17 protein-coding genes are annotated in these 18,844 nt (G+C 71.7%); 7 read left to right on the top strand and 10 right to left on the bottom strand.

Annotation, left to right across the window (positions count from 1 at the left end; translation table 11 throughout):
- Window positions 1-53 precede the first annotated feature (53 nt).
- Complete coding sequence (locus ACZ6R6_RS00620) at window positions 54-1,352, top strand: DUF2252 domain-containing protein (protein ID WP_470089008.1); 1,299 nt, start codon at window positions 54-56, stop codon at window positions 1,350-1,352.
- Window positions 1,353-1,484: 132 nt separating this feature from the next.
- Here ACZ6R6_RS00620 and ACZ6R6_RS00615 read toward each other — a convergent pair whose 3' ends face one another.
- The 5 genes from ACZ6R6_RS00615 to ACZ6R6_RS00595 form a co-directional block, all read right to left on the bottom strand.
- The gene (locus tag ACZ6R6_RS00615; protein ID WP_470089006.1) at window positions 1,485-2,447 is read right to left on the bottom strand and encodes an ABC transporter ATP-binding protein; all 963 of its coding nucleotides are present in this window, start codon (window positions 2,445-2,447) and stop codon (window positions 1,485-1,487) included.
- A 64-nt stretch (window positions 2,448-2,511) separates the two neighbouring features.
- Window positions 2,512-3,582: an ABC transporter ATP-binding protein gene (locus tag ACZ6R6_RS00610; protein WP_470089004.1), complete on the bottom strand. Its 1,071-nt coding sequence runs from the start codon at window positions 3,580-3,582 to the stop codon at window positions 2,512-2,514.
- Window positions 3,579-4,457, bottom strand: a complete 879-nt coding sequence (locus ACZ6R6_RS00605; protein WP_470089002.1) for an ABC transporter permease — start codon at window positions 4,455-4,457, stop codon at window positions 3,579-3,581. Before ACZ6R6_RS00605 ends, ACZ6R6_RS00610 begins: the two co-directional genes overlap by 4 nt.
- A complete protein-coding gene (locus tag ACZ6R6_RS00600) occupies window positions 4,454-5,506 on the bottom strand; it encodes an ABC transporter permease (RefSeq protein WP_470089001.1) in 1,053 nt (350 codons plus the stop codon). The genes ACZ6R6_RS00605 and ACZ6R6_RS00600 overlap by 4 nt, the downstream gene beginning before the upstream one ends.
- A gap of 7 nt (window positions 5,507-5,513) precedes the next feature.
- Entirely contained in the window at window positions 5,514-7,334 is a 1,821-nt protein-coding gene (locus tag ACZ6R6_RS00595; RefSeq protein ID WP_470089000.1) for an ABC transporter substrate-binding protein, read from the bottom strand.
- Window positions 7,335-7,508: 174 nt separating this feature from the next.
- On the opposite strand from ACZ6R6_RS00595, the gene ACZ6R6_RS00590 reads away from it, so the two are divergent.
- The 3 genes from ACZ6R6_RS00590 to ACZ6R6_RS00580 all read left to right on the top strand — a co-directional run bounded on the left by ACZ6R6_RS00590 (window position 7,509) and on the right by ACZ6R6_RS00580 (window position 11,588).
- Window positions 7,509-8,270: an SDR family oxidoreductase gene (locus ACZ6R6_RS00590; protein WP_470088998.1), complete on the top strand. Its 762-nt coding sequence runs from the start codon at window positions 7,509-7,511 to the stop codon at window positions 8,268-8,270.
- Between the two features lie 231 nt (window positions 8,271-8,501).
- A complete protein-coding gene (locus ACZ6R6_RS00585) occupies window positions 8,502-8,810 on the top strand; it encodes a hypothetical protein (RefSeq protein WP_470088997.1) in 309 nt (102 codons plus the stop codon).
- 471 nt (window positions 8,811-9,281) lie between these two features.
- A complete protein-coding gene (locus ACZ6R6_RS00580) occupies window positions 9,282-11,588 on the top strand; it encodes an immune inhibitor A domain-containing protein (protein ID WP_470088995.1) in 2,307 nt (768 codons plus the stop codon).
- Window positions 11,589-11,768: 180 nt separating this feature from the next.
- On the opposite strand, the gene ACZ6R6_RS00575 is transcribed toward ACZ6R6_RS00580, so the two are convergent.
- Window positions 11,769-12,248 carry a hypothetical protein gene (locus ACZ6R6_RS00575; RefSeq protein ID WP_470088993.1) on the bottom strand — a complete coding sequence of 160 codons (480 nt, stop codon included), beginning with the start codon at window positions 12,246-12,248 and terminating at the stop codon, window positions 11,769-11,771.
- A 340-nt stretch (window positions 12,249-12,588) separates the two neighbouring features.
- Window positions 12,589-13,974, bottom strand: coding sequence for an aminotransferase-like domain-containing protein (locus ACZ6R6_RS00570; protein ID WP_470088992.1), 1,386 nt, complete (start codon window positions 13,972-13,974; stop codon window positions 12,589-12,591).
- A gap of 291 nt (window positions 13,975-14,265) precedes the next feature.
- Here ACZ6R6_RS00570 and ACZ6R6_RS00565 point away from each other — a divergent pair, with 291 nt between their 5' ends.
- Genes ACZ6R6_RS00565 through ACZ6R6_RS00555 form a run of 3 tightly spaced genes read left to right on the top strand, consistent with a single transcriptional unit; the run spans window position 14,266 to window position 16,109 of the window.
- Window positions 14,266-14,715 carry an RlpA-like double-psi beta-barrel domain-containing protein gene (locus ACZ6R6_RS00565; RefSeq protein WP_470088990.1) on the top strand — a complete coding sequence of 150 codons (450 nt, stop codon included), beginning with the start codon at window positions 14,266-14,268 and terminating at the stop codon, window positions 14,713-14,715.
- 11 nt (window positions 14,716-14,726) lie between these two features.
- Window positions 14,727-15,323, top strand: coding sequence for a cell wall protein (locus tag ACZ6R6_RS00560; protein ID WP_470088989.1), 597 nt, complete (start codon window positions 14,727-14,729; stop codon window positions 15,321-15,323).
- 9 nt (window positions 15,324-15,332) lie between these two features.
- Complete coding sequence (locus ACZ6R6_RS00555) at window positions 15,333-16,109, top strand: MauE/DoxX family redox-associated membrane protein (protein WP_470088988.1); 777 nt, start codon at window positions 15,333-15,335, stop codon at window positions 16,107-16,109.
- Between the two features lie 49 nt (window positions 16,110-16,158).
- On the opposite strand, the gene ACZ6R6_RS00550 is transcribed toward ACZ6R6_RS00555, so the two are convergent.
- From ACZ6R6_RS00550 to ACZ6R6_RS00540, 3 genes are all read right to left on the bottom strand, one after another.
- Window positions 16,159-16,992: an ATP-grasp domain-containing protein gene (locus tag ACZ6R6_RS00550; RefSeq protein ID WP_470088987.1), complete on the bottom strand. Its 834-nt coding sequence runs from the start codon at window positions 16,990-16,992 to the stop codon at window positions 16,159-16,161.
- Window positions 16,993-17,081: 89 nt separating this feature from the next.
- Complete coding sequence (locus tag ACZ6R6_RS00545) at window positions 17,082-17,987, bottom strand: SDR family oxidoreductase (RefSeq protein WP_470088985.1); 906 nt, start codon at window positions 17,985-17,987, stop codon at window positions 17,082-17,084.
- A 56-nt stretch (window positions 17,988-18,043) separates the two neighbouring features.
- On the bottom strand, window positions 18,044-18,799 hold the full coding sequence (locus ACZ6R6_RS00540) for an SDR family oxidoreductase (protein WP_470088984.1): 756 nt from the start codon (window positions 18,797-18,799) through the stop codon (window positions 18,044-18,046).
- Window positions 18,800-18,844: the final 45 nt, after the last annotated feature.

The following is an 18,844-nucleotide window of genomic DNA, read 5'->3' as shown; positions in this document are numbered from 1 at the left end:
CGTGACGTCCCACATATGGCGCAGCTCGGGCTTCTCCCTCTAACGTGCGCATCATGACCACCGATGGGCGCTCGGCGCACATTCTCGACGTCCTGATCACCGAGTTCGGTGACTCCATCAAGCGTGACCCCGCGGCCTTCCGGCGCAAGTTCCGGAAGATGGCCGCCTCGCCCTTCGCCTTCTACCGGGGCAGCGCCAGCCTGTTCTACGCGGACATGACCGGGGCGTTCGCCGACGAGTCCTTCCTCGACGGCCAGACGCGCCGGGTGTGGATCCACGGTGACCTGCACGCCGAGAACTTCGGCACCTACATGAACGCCTCGGGCGTCCTGGTCTTCAACGTCAACGACTTCGACGAGGCCTACGTCGGGCCCTATGTCTGGGACCTCAAGCGGTTCGTGGCCAGCGTCGCGCTCATCGGATACGCCAAGGCGCTGTCGGACGAAGTGATCACCGATCTGGTGGCCGGGTTCGCCCACGCCTACCTCGCCGAGCTGACCGGCGTCTCCGAGGGCGGGGACGACGCGATCGGCTCGCTGACCCTGGAGACCACCACCGGCGTGCTCCACCGGGTGCTGCAGGTGGCCCGGCTCAACACCCGGGTGGCGCTGCTGGACGCCGAGACCACGATCGACAACTTCGACCGCAGGTTCGCCGCCATGGAGGGCCGTTTCCCGATCGACGAGGAGACCCGGCACGCGGTGGAGGCGGCCTTCCAGGACTACCTGACCACGCTCCCCGCCGTCTCCGGGGTCGAGCACAGGATCAAGGACTTCGCGCTCCGCACGGGCGTCGGCATCGGCTCGGCCGGGCTGCCCTCCTACAACATGCTGCTGGAGGGCCACACCCAGGCCCTGGAGAACGACGTCATCCTCTACATGAAGCAGGCCCAGGTTCCCGCCGTGGCCCGGCACATCTCCGACGAGAAGGTGCACGGCTACTTCAGGCACCAGGGCCACCGCACCGCCGAGTCGCAGCGGGCCCTGCAGGCCTACGCCGACCCGTGGCTCGGCTACACCACCCTGAACGGCGTCGGCCAGCTCGTCGCCGAGGTCTCCCCCTACTCCGCCGACCTCGACTGGGGCGACGTCAACGAGCCGGACGAGCTGGCCTCGGTGATCGGCGACCTCGGCCGGGCCGTGGCCCGGATGCACTCGGTGGCCGACGACGAGTCCAGCCACGACCTGGTCGACTTCTCCACCGAGGACGCGATCGTGGCCGTGATCGGCGGCGACGCCGACGGCTTCACCGCCATGCTCGTCGACTTCGCCCACTCCTACGGCGCGCAGGCCAGGACCGACCACCAGCGCTTCGTCGACCTGTTCCGCAACGGCCGCCTCCCCGGCCTCTGAGGGCGCCGGATCACGGCCACGGCGATCATCCGGCCGGCCCCGGCGCCTTCCGGACAGCGACCGTCCGCGCCCGCTCTCCCGGTCGCCGGCGCGGCGGCAGAGCCGTGACGGGCGGGGGCGCCGGGGACGCGGCTATCCCCGGCGCGCCCCGGCGTAGTGGCAGGCGGCCTGCGACCCGGGCACGGAGGGGAGCACGGGCAGCGGCTGCGACCTGCACCGCCCGTCGACCCCGGCCTCGGCGGCCGTGCCCGCGGCCAGGACCTGGCAGCGCGGGTGGAAGCGGCAGCCCTGCGGGATCCGGGTCGGGTCCGGCGGCTCGCCGCCCAGCACGACCGGCGACGGCGACTCGGGAAGCACCGACAACAGCGCCTGCGTGTAGGGGTGGGACGGCGACTTCAGGATCTGCTCGACGGGTCCCGACTCGACGATCCTGCCGAGATACATCACCGCGACGCGGTCGGCGATGTTCCAGGCCAGCCCGAGGTCGTGGGTGACCACCAGGGCCGACAGGCCCAGCTCGGCGCGGAGGCGCAGCATCAGGGCGAGGATCTCGCCGCGGACCGAGGCGTCCAGCGAGGCCACCGGCTCGTCGGCCACCAGGAGCCGGGGCTCCAGCGCTAGGGCGCCGGCGATGACGACGCGCTGGCGCTGGCCGCCGGACAGCTCGTGGGGGTAGGAGTGGAAGAAGCGCTCCGGCGGGCGCAGCCCGGCGCGCGACAGCGCCGAAGCGACCCGCTCCTCCTCCCCGGGCAGGCGGTGGATCCGCGGCCCCTCGGCCACCGCCTCGTAGACGGTGTGCCGGGGGTTGAGCGACCCCGTCGGGTCCTGCAGCACGAGCTGCGCCTCGCGGCGGTACGCCTTCAGGGCGCGCGATCCGTAGGACAGGGGCGCCCCGCCGTACAGGACCGATCCCGAGGTGGGCCGCTCCAGGCCGAGCAGGGTGCGCGCCAGCGTCGTCTTGCCGCAGCCGGACTCACCCACCAGCGCGACGATCTCCCCCTCGCCCACCTGGAGGTTCACCCCGTCCACCGCGCGGGCGCGCCGCCCGCGTGAGGAGAACTCCACGTGCAGGTCGCGGGCTTCCAGCAGGCTCATGCGGCCCCCTCCGTCGGTCGGACGACCGAGATGCGGTGCTTGCCGGCGCGGGTGATCCGCCCGGTCACTGGACCTCCTCCACCGGCCGGCCGGGCACGGTGCCCCGCGCTCCGGCCTCCTCACCCCGCGCTCCGGCCTCCTCGCCGGGCGCCCCGGCCGTCTCCGGCAGGACGCGTACGCACGCGGCGGTGTGCGGGGCCGGGGCCGGGCCGCCGCCCGCCGGCCACAGCTCGACCTCCCGCGACGCGCACGAGGGCAGGGAGACCTGGCACCTCGGGTGGAAGGAGCAGCCGGTGGGCAGGTGCCGGGGGTCGGGCGGGTCTCCGCCCAGGCCCTTGGGCGCCATCCGGGAGGCGGGGTCGCCGACCGTGGGGAAGGCGGCGGCCAGCGCCCGACTGTAGGGATGGCGGGCGTCCTGGAAGACCTCGCGCGAGGGGCCCGACTCGACCACGCGCCCGGCGTACATGACCGCCAGCCGGTCGCACATCGAGGCCAGGACCGACAGGTCGTGGGAGATCATGATCATGCTGATGCCGTGCTCGGCGATGAGCGAGCGGATCAGCGCGAGCACCTGGGCCTGGATCATGACGTCCAGGGCCGTCGTCGGCTCGTCGGCGATGATCAGGCGCGGCGAGCAGGCCAGCGCCATGGCGATCATCACCCGCTGGCGCTGCCCGCCGGACAGCTCGTGCGGGTGGCTGCGGGCGCGCCAGGCGGGCATGCCGACCTGTTCCAGCAGCTCCGCCACCTTCCGGCGGGCCGCGGCCGGGGTCGCCAGCCCGTGGACCAGCAGCGGTTCGGCGAGCTGGTCCTCGATCCGTCGCACCGGGTTCAGGGCGTGCTGGGCCCCCTGGAAGACCACCGAGGCCGACGCCCACCGCACCGCGCGCAGCCGTCCCCACTTCATCGTGAGCACGTCCTCCCCGTCCAGCAGGATCTCGCCGGACACGCGCGCGTCCCGGGGGAGCAGCCGCAGCAGGGCCATGGCCAGCGTCGACTTGCCCGACCCGGACTCCCCCGCCACGCCGAGAGCCTGACCGGCGGCCAGGTCCAGGGACACCCCCCGCACGGCGGGCACCTCTCCGGCGGTGGCCCGGTAGGTCACCGTCACATCGCGCAGTTCGAGCAGAGTCACGAGGCCCCCCGCAGGCGTGGGTTGAGTACGGCCTCCAGCGCCCGGCCGCAGAGCGTGAACGCCATGACGACCGCGACGATGCACAGGCCGGGCGCGAGGATGTACCACCACGCGCCGGAGGTGGCGGCGCCCCAGTCGTAGGAGCCGCGCAGCATGCCGCCCCACGACACGCTGCCCGAGTCGGCGCCGAGGAAGGCCAGCGTCGACTCGGCGACGATGGCGCTGGCCACCTGCAGGGTGGTGTTGGCCAGCACCAGCGGGGCGACGTTCGGCAGCACGTGCCTGGTCATGATGTGCCAGTGTCCCGCGCCGAGGGCTCTGGAGCGTTCGATGTAGGGCCTGGCCTCGACCGCCAGGGTCTGCGCCCGGATCAGCCGCGCGGTGGACGCCCAGGAGGTCACGCCGATCGCCAGGATGATGGTGGAGGTGCCGCCGCCGAGGATGGCCGCGAGCACCAGGGCCAGCACGAGCGAGGGCAGGACCAGGAACCAGTCGGTGATCCGCATCAGCACGGCCGAGGTCCAGCCGCGGAAGTGGCCCGCCGCGATGCCCATCACCGTGCCGATGGTCATGCTGAGCAGGGCCGACATGAAGCCGATGAGCAGCGAGACGCGCGAGCCCCACAGGATCATCAGTATGACGGACCGGCCCGACTCGTCGGTGCCCAGCGGGAAGTCCGGGCTCGGGGCGGCCATCTTGGCGCCCGTCGCCTTGGTGACGTCCATCCCGGCCGGGTCGGTGACCAGCGGGGTGAGGAGGGCCAGGACGACGGCCGCGATCAGGATCGCGGCGCCGTACAGTCCGGCCCGCTGCCGGCGGTAGGCCCGCCAGAAGCGCGACAGCGCCGCCCTGCGGCGGGTCCAGGTGACGCTCACGCCGACCTCACCCTCGGGTCCAGGACGTGGTAGGCCACGTCGGCCAGCGTGTTCATGACGATCACCGCGGTGCACACCACCATGAACGTCCCCTGCATGACCGCGAAGTCCGGTCCCTTGATCGCCTCGTAGAACAGCAGGCCGAGCCCCGGCCAGGAGTAGACGGTCTCCACCGAGACCGCTCCCCCGACCACGAACCCGATGTGGATGAACACCAGCGTCACGGTCGGCAGGAGCGCGTTGGGCACGGCGTGGCGCCGCCGTACCTCGTCGTCGCGCAACCCCTTGGCGCGCGCGGTGGTCACGTAGTCCTGGCCGATCTCGTCGAGCAGCGAGGAGCGCATGACCAGCAGGTACTGCGCGTAGACCACGGCGACCAGGGTGAGGCACGGCAGCACGAGGTGGTGGGCGACGTGCAGGAGGTAGGCGGGCCCGTCGGGCGCGTCGATCCCCTCCATGCCCCGGGTGGGGAACATCCCCGGGATCGGCCCCACCCCGGCGGCCAGGACCATCAGCAGCAGCAGTCCCAGCCAGAACGTCGGCACCGACCACAGGACGAGCGACAGGCCGGTGGACAGGCGGTCGAACCGGCTGCCGTGCTTCCACGCCGCCCGGGTGCCCTGCCACAGACCCAGGCTGACCGCGATGACCAGTCCGGTGCCCACCAGCACCAGCGTCGGGCCGACCCGCTCGCCGATGAGGTCGGCGACCGGGCGCTTGTACTCGTAGGAGGTGCCGAGGTCCAGCCGGAGGGTCCGCAGCACGAAGTCGAGGAACTGCCGCATCAGGGGCCTGTCGAGCCCCATCTGGTGGCGGAGCAGGTCGAGCTGTTCGGGGCTGAGCGGTACGTCGCGCGTGTAGGCGATCGCGGGGTCGCCGGGGATCAGCCGGAAGACGAAGAACGTCGCGACGATGACCATGGCGACGCTGAGCACGGCCCCGCCGGCCTTCGCCAGCGCGTAGCGCAGCACCGTCCGGCGGGCGCCGCGCTCCTGGCCGGAGCCCGCCGCCGGGCCGGCGGCGGGTTCGGTGTCGAGAGGCGCTGTCATCGAGGGGTCACTCGCGTTCGTCCGCCGCGGAGCGGCGCCGCCTGGCGAGCAGGAAACCGCCCGCGCCCAGGACGACCACGGCGGCGACGATGCCCGCGACGAGGCCGGTGCCGAGGCCGCCGCCGGACGGGCCCGCCGCCGGCGCGGCCACCGCGTCCAGCGAGTAGAAGGGCCAGGAGCTGCTGCCGCCGTACAGCAGGCCCTTGTCCTCGGGGATCGGGGTGATGCTGGTGATCTTGTCCTTGCGGTAGCCCTCGAGGTTGTTGGGATAGTAGATGGCGATGACCGGGGCGTCGGTGTAGAGGCGCTTCTGCATCCGCTTGATGATCTCGATGCGCTTGGCGCGGTCGAGCTCGGTCAGCTGCTCCTGGTAGAGCTTCTCGTACTCCGGGTCGCAGTAGAACGACTCGGTGCCGCCGCCCTCGCCGCCGGCCGTGGGCCGGCGGCTGCACAGGTGGGTGGCCAGGACCTCCTCGGGGTCGGGGTTGACCGACCAGCCGCTGATCGCGATGTCGAACAGGCCGGTGAAGCCGGTCTCCTCGGTGAACTTGCTGGAGTCGAGCTTCTTCGTCGTGAGCGCGATGCCGATGTCCTTCAACCAGCCGGTCAGGAACTGCGCGAGCTTGTCCTCGACCGGGACCTCGGTGTGGATGCTGAAGCGCATCTCCAGCTTGCGCTCGCCGTCGGGCATCGTCCGGATCCCGTCGGGACCCTTCTTGTAGCCGGCGTCATCGAGGATCTTGTTGGCCTTCGCCACGTCGTGGGTGACGAGGTCGTCGCCCTCGGCCTTCCAGAAGAAGTCCTTGTACATCGGCGGGATGACGGACCCGTCGGCCGGCACGGCCAGGCCGTTCTGCACCTGGTCGACCAGGGCCTGCTTGTCGATCGCGTGGTGGATGGCCTGCCGGACCTTCGGGTCCTTCAGGGCCGGGTGCCCGTCGCCGACCGGCTTGTCGTCGATCGTCTTCGCGCCGTGGTTGATCTGCAGGTAGGCGGCCCGGCGGCCGAGGGTGTTCCACTGGACGATGTCCGGAGCGCCCGCCAGCGCCTGGAACTGGGGAGCGTCCAGCCGGCCGATCAGGTCGATGTCGCCCTTCTTCAGGCCCGCGATGGCGGCCTCGGGGTTCTCGTAGAAGACGACGTGCAGCTCGTCGATCCTGGGGGCGCCCCGCCAGTAGTCGGGGTTGGCCCTGAGCTTGATGTAGGCGCCCTTCTTGTACTCGACCGGGAGGTACGGGCCGCTGCCGGCGGCCGGGAACCGGTCGTTCTCGAACTTGCCCAGGTCGCCGACCTTCTCCCAGACGTGCTTGGGCACGATCGGGATGGGGTTCTCCAGCATCGAGGCCTGCGGCTTCTTGGTCTTGATGACCAGGGTCCGGTCATCGGTCGCCGTGACGCTCTCGAAGTTCTCCACCGCCGGGCCGTTGGCCTGCTTGGCCGCGTCGACGGTCATGACCGTGTTGAAGGTCCACGCGGCGTCCTGCGCGGTGACCGGCCGGCCGTCCGACCACTTGGCGTTGGCGCGGATCTTGAAGGTCCAGGTCAGCTTGTCGTCGGCCGTCTCCCACGACTCGGCCAGGTCGGGGCTCGGCTGCAGGGTCTTGGGGTCGGGGACGGTGAGGAAACCGTACATCCACCGGTGGATGGAGGAGGAGACCACCCGGACCGCCAGGAACGGGTTCAGCGAGTCGACGGCCTGCAGGGCACCCAGTCGCACGATCTTCTTGCCCGTCGCGGGCGCCTGTCTGGCCAGTGCCTGCGTCGCCGGGAGTATCGCCAGCAGCAGGGTCAGGCCGAGCGCGGCCAGCCGCGCACCCATTCTCGTCATGGTGGTGTCCCATCTCCGAGCCGGTGGTCCGTTGTAGACGAAGGCACACCATAAAGACGCCGCACGTCAACGAATGGTGGAAGATTGTTTCATTCTTGTTTCTTTCCATGACGTTAATTTTCAACCAACCGTTCGGTATGGACGGGCGTCCGGCGGTGCGGCATGCTGCCGACCATGGATCTGTTCTCGGTGGAAGGCAAGACCGTCGTCGTCACCGGCGGCTCGCGCGGGATCGGCAGGATGATCGCGGCCGGTTTCGTGGCGGCCGGGGCGACCGTCTACATCTCCTCGCGCCGCGCCGCCGAGGTCGAGAAGACGGCCGCCGAGCTGGGATGCGTCGCCGTGCCGGCCGACCTGTCCACCGAGGAGGGCGCCCGCACGCTCGTGGCGGCGGTCACCGCGCGGGAGTCACGGCTGGACGTGCTGGTCAACAACGCCGGAGCGACCTGGGGCGCCCCCCTTGAGGAGTATCCGGAGCACGCCTTCGACAAGCTCTGGGGGATCAACGTCAAGGGCGTCTTCCACCTGACCCAGCGCTTCCTGCCGCTGCTGCGCGCCGCCGCGGGCCCGGAGGACCCGGCCAGGGTGATCAACATCGGGTCGATCGACGGGATCCGGGTGCCCACGATGGAGAACTACGCCTACTCGGCGGCCAAGGCGGCCGTGCACATGCTCACCCGGCACCTGTCCCAGCGGCTGGCCGGCGAGTCGATCACGGTCAACGCCATCGCGCCGGGCCCGTTCGAGTCGAAGATGATGGCCTTCGCGCTCGACGACCCGGCGACCCGATCGGCGATCGAGTCCCACGTGCCGCTGGGCCGCATCGGCAGCCCGGAGGACATGGCCGGCACCGCGATCTTCCTGGCGTCGCGGGCGGGCGCCTATCTCACCGGGGTGGTCATCCCGGTGGACGGCGGCATCTCCGCCCGCGGCTAGTCCCCTCCCGCCCCTCGCTGCGCTCCCGCCACTCGCCGCGCTCCCGCCACCCGCTGCGCTCCCGCCACCCGCTGCGCTCCCGCGGCTCGCGGTAGCGTGGGAGTCGGCCTCTCCGGGCGGCGACATCGCCCTCGGTCCCGGTCCATCGTGCGCGGAGTCGGAGGTGATCACGGTGCATCCGGTCCCATGACAGCCCCATCCCGGGGTGTCACGGAGCCGAAAGGTGACCGTATGAGCAAGACCGACAAGACCCGGCCCTGGTGGGTGCGGATGGCCGACGCACCGATGGTGACCTGCCTGCCCGTGCATGACCACCGGTTCGGGCCGTGCACGCTGCCGGAGGAGATCACCGCCGACAGCGCGTCCCTGAGCCACCGCACGGACGGCTGTCACTGGGGCGCCACCGTCCACGCCTACTACCTGTTCCACTGCGGCCGCAGCGACGGGGGCCGGGAGTGGTACCGCCTCCGGCGCGAAGAGCGCCGCCGCAGCCGTCACCGGGCACGCCACGCGCTGCGCGCCTATCGCGGCGAAGACTGAGAGGGAACGGAGGGCCGGACATCAGCGGGCACCGCCCCCTTCCCCGTCCGGCCGGCACGGAACCGGAGCACAGGACGGGCCAGATCCCCATCTGACCGGATCGCCCCCTCCTCTCCGCCGTTGCTTGACCTTGCGACGTCTCGTGGGGTCCGCGATCCTCGCGGCCCCCACGGGAGTTCCGCTGCCACGTCCGACGTGCGCCGCCCGGCAGCCGGACGCCCCGGCCGGCCGAAAAGCGGAGGCTCGACGCTGGACGCCCCGGCCGGCCGAAAAGCGGAGGGTCAACGCCAGCACACCGCGCCACAAAACGCCTATTGCCCCCTAAATGGGACAATGGGCAGCATGGGTAGCAAACATTAAATTACGTCCCTTAATAGGGATATCAACTACAACAAATCCCCCTTGTTCGTAATTAATGTGATGTGACATATTACGCGTGACACTCCCCCTTCCGAAAGGAACTCCCCCCACGTGCGTAAGCTCATCACCATGCTCGCGGCCGGGCTGGTCGGGACGGCCCTGGGCGCCTCCGCGCTGCCCGGCCTCGCCGCCGCGGACCCGGACCCCAAGCCTCCCGCCGCCAAGCCCGGGGACGGCCGGCATTCGGACGCGGTCAGCCCGTTCGCGGTCGAAGAGCAGTCCCTCCGGACCAAGGCCATGGAGCAGGCACTGACCGCTCCCCAGGCGGGCAAGCGCTCCTCGGGCAAGGTCAAGGTCGGCGACCGGTACGTCGAGCTCGCCCTCGAACGCAAGGACAAGATCTTCACCGTGCTCGCCGAGTTCGGCAACAAGATCGACAACGCGACCCTGCACGGAGGGAAGATCCGCTACGGCGGCGTACCCGGCCCGCTGCACAACCAGATCCCCAGACCCCAGCGGAGCTACGACAACCACACGCTCTGGCAGCGGGACTTCAGCCGGGCCTACTACCAGGACATCTACTTCAACGGCGCCCAGGGCGCCAACTCACTGCGCAACTTCTACCGGCTCCAGTCCGCCGGCCGGTACGACTTCGACGGCTACGTCTCCGACTGGGTGAAGGTCCCCTACAACGAGTCCCGCTACGGCACCCCGCGCTGCGAAAGCGGCCTGGACTGCGACACCCCCCTGTTCGACTTCGTCAAGGACTCCGCCAACGCCTGGTACGACGCCGAGCGCGCCAAGGGCCGCAGCGTCGAGGACATCACGGCCGAGCTCAAGTCCTACGACGTCTGGGACCGCTACGATCACGACTTCGACGGCGACTTCGACGAGCCCGACGGCTACATCGACCGTTTCCAGGTGATCCACGCCGGCGTCGACGAGACGTGGGGCGGCGGCGCGCAGGGCGCGGACGCGCTGTGGGCGGTCAACCACGACGCCTACTGGAACCTGCGCGGGAGCTCCGGCCCGGCGGGCAACCTGCGGGGCGGCACCCAGATCGGCGACACCGGCGTCTGGGTCGGCAAGTTCCTGACCGCCGGCGAGAACAGCGGCGTCGGCCTGATCGCCCATGAGTACGGCCATGACCTGGGCTTACCCGACCTGTACGACGGCGGCGGGAGCAACAGCGTCCAGTTCTGGTCGCTCATGTCCAGCGCCTCGTACCTGAGCAGGAAGGACGGACCGAGCGGCGAGTATCCGGGCGACCTGGACGCCTGGAGCAAACTGCGGCTCGGCTGGCTGTCCCACGACAGGGCCAAGGCCGCCACGGCGTCCACTCACACCCTCGGCGTGAGCTCCTACAACACCGCCGACCCACAGGCCGTCATCGTGGATCTGCCGCCGCACACGGTCACCACCGAACTGGTCGAGCCGGCCCAGGGCTCCCATCAGTGGTGGAGCGGCAGGGGCGACTACCTCAACGAGACGCTCAGCCGCGAGATCGACCTGACCGGCGCGGCCCCGGCCGTCCTGAACGCCAAGGTCTGGTACCAGATCGAGCAGGACTTCGACTTCCTCTACGCCGAGGTCTCCGAGGACGGCAAGGTCTGGACGCCGATCGGCGGCACCGTCGGCGGGCAGCCGATCCCGAGCGTCAACGGCGTGCCCGGCATCACCGGACGCAGCGGCTGGACCGACCTGAGCCTCCCGCTGGACGCCTACACGGGTAAGAAGATCCAGTTCCGGTTCCGCTACTTCACCGACACCAACACCGTCGAGAACGGCTTCGTCGTCGACGCCGTCACCGGCGCCGTCACCGACGACGCGGAGAACGGCGACAACGGCTGGACCGCGGCGGGCTTCAGCCGCGTCGGCAAGACCGGGACCAAGCAGCACCCCCGTGCCTACATCGCCGAGAACCGGCGCTACACCGGCTACGGCGCCTACCTCAAGACCGGCCCCTACAGCGCCGGTTTCTCCAACGACCCCACCCGGCGCGACATCTACGAGCACTACCCCTACCGGGAGGGCGTCCTCGTCTGGCTCTGGGACACCTACTACACCGACAACGCCACCCGTAACCACCCCGGCGAGGGCATGATCCTGCCGATCGACGCCCACCCGGTCCCGCTGCTCTGGAAAGACCACAGCATGGTCAACGACCGGCTCCAGGTCTTCGACGCCCCCTTCGGCCTGTCCTCCACCGGCCGTCTCACGCTGCACAAGGACAGCGCCAGGACGACCTTCCCCTCGCTCCCCGCCGTCCCGGCCTTCAACGACCGCACCGGCGTCTACTGGTACAGCACCAGCCCCCTGCTGGGCGTCCGGCCTCCCGACACCAACACCGAGATCAAGGTGGTCCGGGAAGCCGCCAAGGGCCTTCGCACCACCATCACGGTGGGCCCCGCCTCCTGAGCAGGTGCGGGCTCGCGTCCCACCGGGCCCGGAGAGCCACCCACCCGCCCGCGGCCGCTCGACATCGCCACCGGTGTGAGCGGCCTCCGGCCGGACCCGCGGCCGGGTGAGCACGCGGGAGACGCGGGGGCGCGCGACCGTGGTCGCGCGCCCCCGCTCATTCAGTCGCCCCGGGCCGGATCAGTAGACGACCGGCACATCGACGGAGACGGAGGTCGGGCCGGGCAGGGGCGTGCCGCCGCCACCGGGGCCCACGGGACCGGGGGTGATCTCCACCTTGGCGCGGACCGTGGTCCCGGAGGCCACGGTCGTGGTGACGCCCTCGACGGTGAAGAAGTTGTTCCAGATGCTCAGCGCCTGGCTCCCCGACCCGAGCGGGGCACCGCCGACGATCGCGCCGGAGACCAGCGCACCGACGTTGCGGGGATTGACCGGGGGCTCGGAGATGCCGAGGGCACCGATGATCCCGTAGACCCGTACCTGACCGCCTGTGACGTCCACGCACGCCTTGACGTTCAGCCCCTGGATCGGACCGCCGGTGCTGCACGTGGTCGTCGTCGTGAGGGTCGCGGCCGAGGCGGGAGTGCTCATCGCGAGCCCGCCGGCGATGGCGGCCCCGGCCATCACGAGCGCGAGACCGCGGTTGACGATCTGGTTCATCGAATTCCTCCGTTGGGGTCAGGCGCCCGACTCCGTTGCCGGGCGCCTGTGATTTATAGAATGCCACATGTCACATTGCACAGAGGTGTTCTCTAAGAGAATTGCCGGAAAATTGCTCGGAGCGCCTTGGAACGCTGCAATCCTGCGGCGCCGTGCAATGAAACGCCGAGCCGGAGCGGCGCCCTGTCGGACGCCATTTGCCCTACGGCCGGCGACGCCGGGACCGCCCTTAATTAAGGGCGTTACATAATCTAATTAAGGGCGTTGCACAATCTCGGAATCGGCTCCCTGCCGCATCCACGTCGACGACGGGTGCGGGCAGCGTGTCAGGGAAGCCCTCTCACCCGAGCCGGCCCGCGCCCTCGACCAGCTCGGCGATGTTCGCGGCCGCCGCGAAGCTCAGCCGGAGGTAGGCGTCTGGGGGCTCGGCGGGGAAGTATCGGTTGCCGGGGTCGACGAAGACGCCGCGGGCCTGGGCGGCGTCGGCCACAGCGACGGCCTGCCGGCCGGACGGTAGCCGGACCCACAGGTGGAGCCCGCCCTCCGGCACTCGGGTGACCGTCCAATCAGGGACCTGGCGGGCCAGGGCGCCGGCGAGGGCGGCGCACCGTTCGCGCAGCGCGCCGGCCAGGGCCTGGAGGTGGCGATCCCACGCGGGCGTGCTGAGCAACTCGACCGCCGCCTCCTGCAGCGGCCGGGCGACGAAGAAGTCGTCGACGTAGCGCATGCCGAGCAGCCGCCGCGTCACCGGGCCGCGGGCGATGACGGCGCCGATGCGCAGGCTGGGAGAGGCGGGCTTGGTCAGGGAGGTCAGGTGGACGACGGTCCCGTCGGGGTCGTCGGCGACCAGCGGGGCGAGCGGGGGGCGTCCGTGGCCGAGGTGCCGGGCGAAGTCGTCCTCGATGAGGAAGGCGCCCGCGGCCCGTGCGACCTCGACGATCCGGCGGCGCCTGTCGGGGGCCAGCACCGTCCCCGTGGGGTTGTGGAAGGTGGGCTGGCAGTACAGAAGGGAGGCTCCGGTCATGTCGAAGGCGCTCGCCAGCAGGTCGGGACGGATGCCGTCGTCGTCCATGGGGACGGGGATCGGGCGCAGCCCCGCGGCCCGGGCGGCGGCCAGGGCCCCCGGGTAGGTGGGCGACTCCATCAGCACCGGGCCGCCCGGTGCCGCGACGGCGCGGAACAGCATGGACAGCGCGCCCTGGCCGCCACCGGTGATCAGCACGTCCTGCGCGGTCACGGCGCCGCCCGCCGCTCGGGCGAAGACGGCGCGCAGTGGTTCCAGGCCCGCCGTCGGCGCGCGGTGCCAGGCGTCCGGGCGGCGGGCCGCGCGAGCGAGGGCGGCCGCCAGCGCCCGCGTCGGCTGCAGCGTCTCGTGAAGGTAGCCGCCGGACATCGCGATCCCCCCCTCCAGCGGGGGATGGGCCGCCTCGACGGCGTTGCCCGGGTCGTACTCCCGGCCGGCCAGCGTGATCTCCTGCCACGACGTGTCACCCGGCGTCGCGGTCGGACGGGCCGGGCGAGGGGCGACGAACGTGCCGATCCCCGGGCGGGTGACCACGGTGCCCTCGGCGATCAGCACCGCGATCGCACGGGACACCGTGCCGGGCCCGACCCGGAAGCGCTCGATCAGCTCTCGGCTGCTCGGCAACCGATCGCCGGGCGCCATCCGGGCCAGCAGGGGCCGGAGGTTCGCGACCAACTCCGCAGAAGTGCTACTGTCCGCCACGAAAATCGATAGTAGCACTACCAGCATCACTTCAGAATCACCCCTGGCGGAGAGCCGGCGCCGCAGGCGACACCCGCGGCCCTCTCACCGGGGCCGCCGGTCGCCCGGCGCACGATCTCGCGCCGACGTCTCCTCAGCCCCGGCACCAGGCTCGGGTGGCCCGGCGGCCGGCTCTGGACCGGGCATTGACGGAGATTAATTACATGTTATTGATGGGATAAGTCAGAAAATTTCCATACAGCTGCACCATCGGACCGGGGGACCGTCGGAGCCCACCCCAGGAGGATGCGCATGGCGCGCAGCCAGCCCACTGACCCGCCCGTCGACTTACTCGCAGCAGTCCAAGGAGAAGTCTCCTGGTTCTGCTGCGGCACGGCCTGGGGGCCGTGCAGCAGCACCGGCAAGGGAGCCTGCGGCACCTGCAACTCCGGGAACCTGCAACACGCCTGGCCCAACACCTCCGACGCCTGCTGGTCGATCACCCGGCCGGACAGCTGCGGCGTCTCGCTGTCCCGCAGGACCTGTGGTTTCAACCACCGCATCACGGCGCTGTGCAGCGGCGCCAGCGTCGTCACCTCCATCGCCGACTGCGGACCGCAGACGGACCTGTTCTGCGGCGAGCGCAGCTGCTGCGGCGCGACCTGCGCGAGCAACCGGCTGATCGACCTGACCCCGGCCGCCTACAGCCGGATCGCCGGCCTCTCGACCGGCCTGCGGCCGTGCGAGATCTCGGTCCCCTAGGAGGCGGCCCGATGACCAGCAGAAGGCAACTGCTCAAGTCCGCCCTGCTCGGCGGCGGAGCCGGCGTCGTCGCCGCGACCGCGCTGGGATCACTCGGCCCGGAGGCGGCCTTCGGCGCCGTGGCACCCGAGATCGAGCCCGGCACCCCCGACCCCGGCTTCGCCGAGGGGCGGATCCGTTCCATCAAGGACGACACGCTCTTCGTCCTGGGATCGAACATGGTCTTCCACCGCATCAGGGTCGTCGACGGCACGAGCCTGTGGAAGCTCGGCCCCGTCGCCTTCGACCAGGCCAGACCCGGTGACGGGCTCTACGCCCGGGGCGTCCGGATGCCGGACGGGGTGCTCGCCGCCGAGGCGGTGTGGCTCAACATCGTCAACATCAAGGGCCACATCAGGAACATCACCAGCGAGAAGATCCACCTGGACCACAAGGGGCAGGAGATCCTCTGCCACCGCGTGCCGGGCAGATCGGTCGCCGTCTATTCCGACTCGCCGCCCTCCGCCGACCTGTCGCTGCTGCGGGTGAGCCAGCACGTGCAGGTCCTGGGCGCCTGGCGGCCCGACACCAACGAAGTCGACATCGCCACCGTCTTCTCCCCTCACTAGGAGTGACAGATGCATGGGATCGCCGCGCTGCAGCCGTACGTGATCGGCTCCTTCCTGCTCTGGGCCGCCCTGGCGAAACTGCTCAGCCGGAAGATGCGGGCGCAGGCCGGGCAGAGCGCGCTGGCCCGGCTGGTCGGCCCGGCGCGCGCGGTCCCCACGCTCCGGCTCGTCGGGGTGCTGGAGCTCGCGGTGGCGGCCGCGCTGCTGCTGCCGCCGGCCCTGCCCGCGGAGGGCGCGGCCGGCGCCGCGCTCTCCGCGGGATTCCTCGCCTATCTCGCCTACGCGCGCCTGGCCGCGCCCGCCGCGTCCTGCGGCTGCCTGGGCACGCACTCCCGCCCGGTGGACCGGCGTGCCTTCGCCCGGGCGGGGCTCCTGCTCGTCATGGGCATCGCGGCGCTCTGGGCGCGGCCGTACCCGCTGGACCCGCCGCTCGCGGTCCTGGGCCTGGTGGAGATCGCCGTCCTGCTGGGGCTCTCGGCGGAGCTGGACCGCCACTGGCTGATGCCCCTGCGCCGGCTGCTCGTACGGCTGCGCAGACCGCTCGCCCCGCCCGCACCGCGGGAGATCCCGCTGGAGGTCACCCTGCGCCTGCTCTACCTCAGCCCCGCCTACTGCTCGGCGTCGGCGCGGCTCACCTCCGACGTCCAGGACGTGTGGGACGAGGACGGCCTGCGGTTCGTGGTCTACGCCGCTCGCGGGCGGACGGCGGTCTTCGCCGTCCCGCTCTCCGGCGGCGACCCGTCGGCCGTCCGCGCCGCCCTCGTCGAGGAGCCCGCGCCCGCCTGACCGTCCGGCGGCCTGCCCGGCCGCCGGCGCGCGGGTCAGAGCGCCACGGTCAGAGCGCCGCGCTCAGCGCGCGGGCCAGGTTGGCCGCGGCCTCGGGCGCGTAGTGCAGGAACAGGTAGGGCTCGGTGAGCTCCAGCTCGATGAGGACCGGGCTGCCGTCGGGCAGACGGACCAGGTCCACCCGGGCGTAGAGCACCTCGGGGAACTCGGCCAGCACCTGCTCGGCCAGGGCGAGCTGGTCGGACCCGGGAGTGCGGAGCTCGCCGTGGCCGTTCGCCCGCTCCGGCGCGGTGGCGTTGCCGGCCAGCATCGGGTTGCGCCGGATGGCGTGGCTGAACCGGCCGCCGAAGTAGAGCAGCGAGGTCTCCCCCTCGGTCTCGACCATGTCCAGATAGGGCTGGATCATCGCGGTCCGCCCCTCGGCGGCCAGCCGGGCGGCGTGGGCCCCGGCCTCCCCGCGGTCGCCGGTCCTGATCGTGTCGCGGGCCCCGGCCGACACCGTGGGCTTGACCACGTACTCGGCGAGGACCGGGAAGTCGGGCTCCTGGCCCGGCTCGACCCAGTAGGTGGGGATGGCCGGCGCCTTCAGGTCCCGCAGGTAGGTCTTGTCGGTGTTGCGCTCAAGCACGGCGGCCGGGTTGAGCAGCCGGGTGACGGACTCGACGCGGCGGGCCCAGTCGAGGAACTCCGCCCGCCGGGCCACGTAGTCCCAGGCGGAGCGGACCACGACGGCGTCGAAGGCGGCCCAGTCGGCCTCGGGGTCGTCCCAGCGCACGATCCGCCCGGCGATCCCGGCCTCGGCCCAGGCGGCGAGAGCGAGCTCCTTCTCGTTGTCGAGCCCGTCCGGGTCCGCGAAAGTCACATAGGCCGCAGAAACGCTCATGGAAAGCCCCTTATGTCAGCACCAACCAAACAGAAAGGACCTTACACAGAGCCACTCGCCGGCCGCGGCCCGGCCCGGGGCGTCCGCGGCTACGCCCCGTAGACGGGCTCCGGCTCGGCCGCCTCGGCCAGCAGCCCGGCGACCGCGTCGCCGATCTCGGCGGGCTCCCAGCGGGCGCCCCGGTCGGCGCGGGGGCCGTGCCGCCAGCCGTCGGCGAGGGAGAGGACGCCGCCCTCGACCTCGAACACCCGCCCCGTGACGTGGGCGGACCCGGCCGAACCGAGCCATGCCACCAGCGGCGCCACGTTGGCCGGGTCCATCGCGTCGAAGCCGCCCGCGGGCCTGGCCATCGTCGTGGCGAAGACCTCCTCGGTCATCCGGGTCCGCGCGGCCGGGGCGATCGCGTTCACCGTGACGCCGTAGCGGCCGAGCTCGGCGGCGGCCACCTGGGTGAGCGCCACGATGCCCGCCTTGGCCGCGGCGTAGTTGCCCTGCCCGACGCTGCCGAGCAGCCCGGCGCCGGAGGAGGTGTTGATCACGCGGGCGTCCACCGGCTCCCCCGCCTTCGACCGCTCCCGCCAATGCGCCCCGGCGTGCCGCAGCGGCAGGAAGTGGCCCTTGAGGTGGACCCGGATCACCTCGTCCCACTCTTGCTCGGTCATCGAGACCAGCATCCGGTCGCGGACGAACCCGGCGTTGTTCACCAGCACGTCCAGCCGGCCGTAGGCGCTCAGCGCCGTCTTGACCAGCCGCGCCGCGCCGTCCCAGTCGGCGACGTCGTCGCTGTTGGCCATCGCCTGGCCCCCCATCTCGCGGATCTCGGCGGCCACCTCCAGCGCGGGCACCCCGGAGCGGCCGTCTCCCCGGGGCCCCGCGCCGAGGTCGTTGACCACGACCTTCGCCCCCTGCCTGGCGAACTCAAGGGCGTGTTCCCGCCCGATGCCGCGCCCGGCCCCGGTCACGATCACCACACGCCCGTCACAGATGCCGCTCATGCAAGGTCCTTCCATGCAAGGTCCTCCGTCGTGATCATGCAGAGTTTCCCGGGGGTTCACCCGCCGTGTCCAGAAGCGATCCGCCGCCAGGCGGGGATCTCCCCGCCGCCGTGCAGGAGGAGCTCGGCCCCGGTCACGTAGCCGGGGGCGGCCAGCCACAGGCACGCCCCGGCCACGTCCTCGGGCAGGGCCATCCGGCCCGCGGGGACGGCGTCGCCCATCCGCCGGACCCCCTCGGGGCCGCCGTAGTGACCGGCCGCGCTCTCGGTCTCGGCGAGGCCGACGACCACCGTGTTGACGCGGACCCGCGGCGCCCACTCGGCGGCCAGGCAGGCGGCCAGGTGGTGCAGACCCGCCTTGGCCGCGCCGTAGGCGGAGGTGCCGGGCGAGGGACGCGCGCCGCTCGAACTGCCGATCATGATGATCGAGCCGCCCACCGCGGCCAGGAGCGGGTGGGCGCGCTGGGCGACCAGCAGCGGAGCGATCAGGTTGAGCTCGACGATCCGGGCGTGCAGCCGCGGCGAGGTCCCGGCCAGCGGCGCGTACGGCGAGCCGCCCGCGTTGCTGACCACCGTGTCGAGCCGCCCGTGCCGCTCCTCGATCTCCCCGACCAGCCGGTCCACCTCGGCCGGGTCCCGCACGTCGGCCGCGACGAACCCGATGCCCGCCGGCAGCGCCCGCGGCTCCTGGCGCGCGCACACCACCACCCGGGCCCCGGCGGCCAGGAAGGCGGCGGCGATCCCGGCGCCGAGTCCCTTGGTCCCGCCGGTGACCAGCACGACCGATCCGGCGTAGTCGTAGGAGACCCGCATGACACCCTCACCGTCTTCCTTCCGCCCGGCCTGTCGCGTGCTACC

The sequence above is a fragment of the Streptosporangium sp. NPDC048886 genome, from assembly GCF_055586905.1.
The sequence above is the reverse complement of the archived record's forward strand: the minus strand, read 5'-3'. Positions and strand labels throughout refer to the sequence as shown.

Excerpts from the sequence above, each read along its gene's own strand:
- ACZ6R6_RS00620 (WP_470089008.1), top strand. The coding sequence starts at position 54 with ATGACCACCGATGGGCGCTCGGCGCACATTCTCGACGTCCTGATCACC.
- ACZ6R6_RS00585 (WP_470088997.1), top strand. The coding sequence starts at position 8,502 with ATGAGCAAGACCGACAAGACCCGGCCCTGGTGGGTGCGGATGGCCGAC.
- ACZ6R6_RS00545 (WP_470088985.1), bottom strand. The coding sequence starts at position 17,987 with ATGAGCGGCATCTGTGACGGGCGTGTGGTGATCGTGACCGGGGCCGGG.
- ACZ6R6_RS00595 (WP_470089000.1), bottom strand. The coding sequence starts at position 7,334 with ATGACGAGAATGGGTGCGCGGCTGGCCGCGCTCGGCCTGACCCTGCTG.
- ACZ6R6_RS00615 (WP_470089006.1), bottom strand. The coding sequence starts at position 2,447 with ATGAGCCTGCTGGAAGCCCGCGACCTGCACGTGGAGTTCTCCTCACGC.
- ACZ6R6_RS00560 (WP_470088989.1), top strand. The coding sequence starts at position 14,727 with ATGACCAGCAGAAGGCAACTGCTCAAGTCCGCCCTGCTCGGCGGCGGA.
- ACZ6R6_RS00575 (WP_470088993.1), bottom strand. The coding sequence starts at position 12,248 with ATGAACCAGATCGTCAACCGCGGTCTCGCGCTCGTGATGGCCGGGGCC.
- ACZ6R6_RS00550 (WP_470088987.1), bottom strand. The coding sequence starts at position 16,992 with ATGAGCGTTTCTGCGGCCTATGTGACTTTCGCGGACCCGGACGGGCTC.
- ACZ6R6_RS00600 (WP_470089001.1), bottom strand. The coding sequence starts at position 5,506 with ATGACAGCGCCTCTCGACACCGAACCCGCCGCCGGCCCGGCGGCGGGC.
- ACZ6R6_RS00540 (WP_470088984.1), bottom strand. The coding sequence starts at position 18,799 with ATGCGGGTCTCCTACGACTACGCCGGATCGGTCGTGCTGGTCACCGGC.
- ACZ6R6_RS00590 (WP_470088998.1), top strand. The coding sequence starts at position 7,509 with ATGGATCTGTTCTCGGTGGAAGGCAAGACCGTCGTCGTCACCGGCGGC.
- ACZ6R6_RS00565 (WP_470088990.1), top strand. The coding sequence starts at position 14,266 with ATGGCGCGCAGCCAGCCCACTGACCCGCCCGTCGACTTACTCGCAGCA.
- ACZ6R6_RS00555 (WP_470088988.1), top strand. The coding sequence starts at position 15,333 with ATGCATGGGATCGCCGCGCTGCAGCCGTACGTGATCGGCTCCTTCCTG.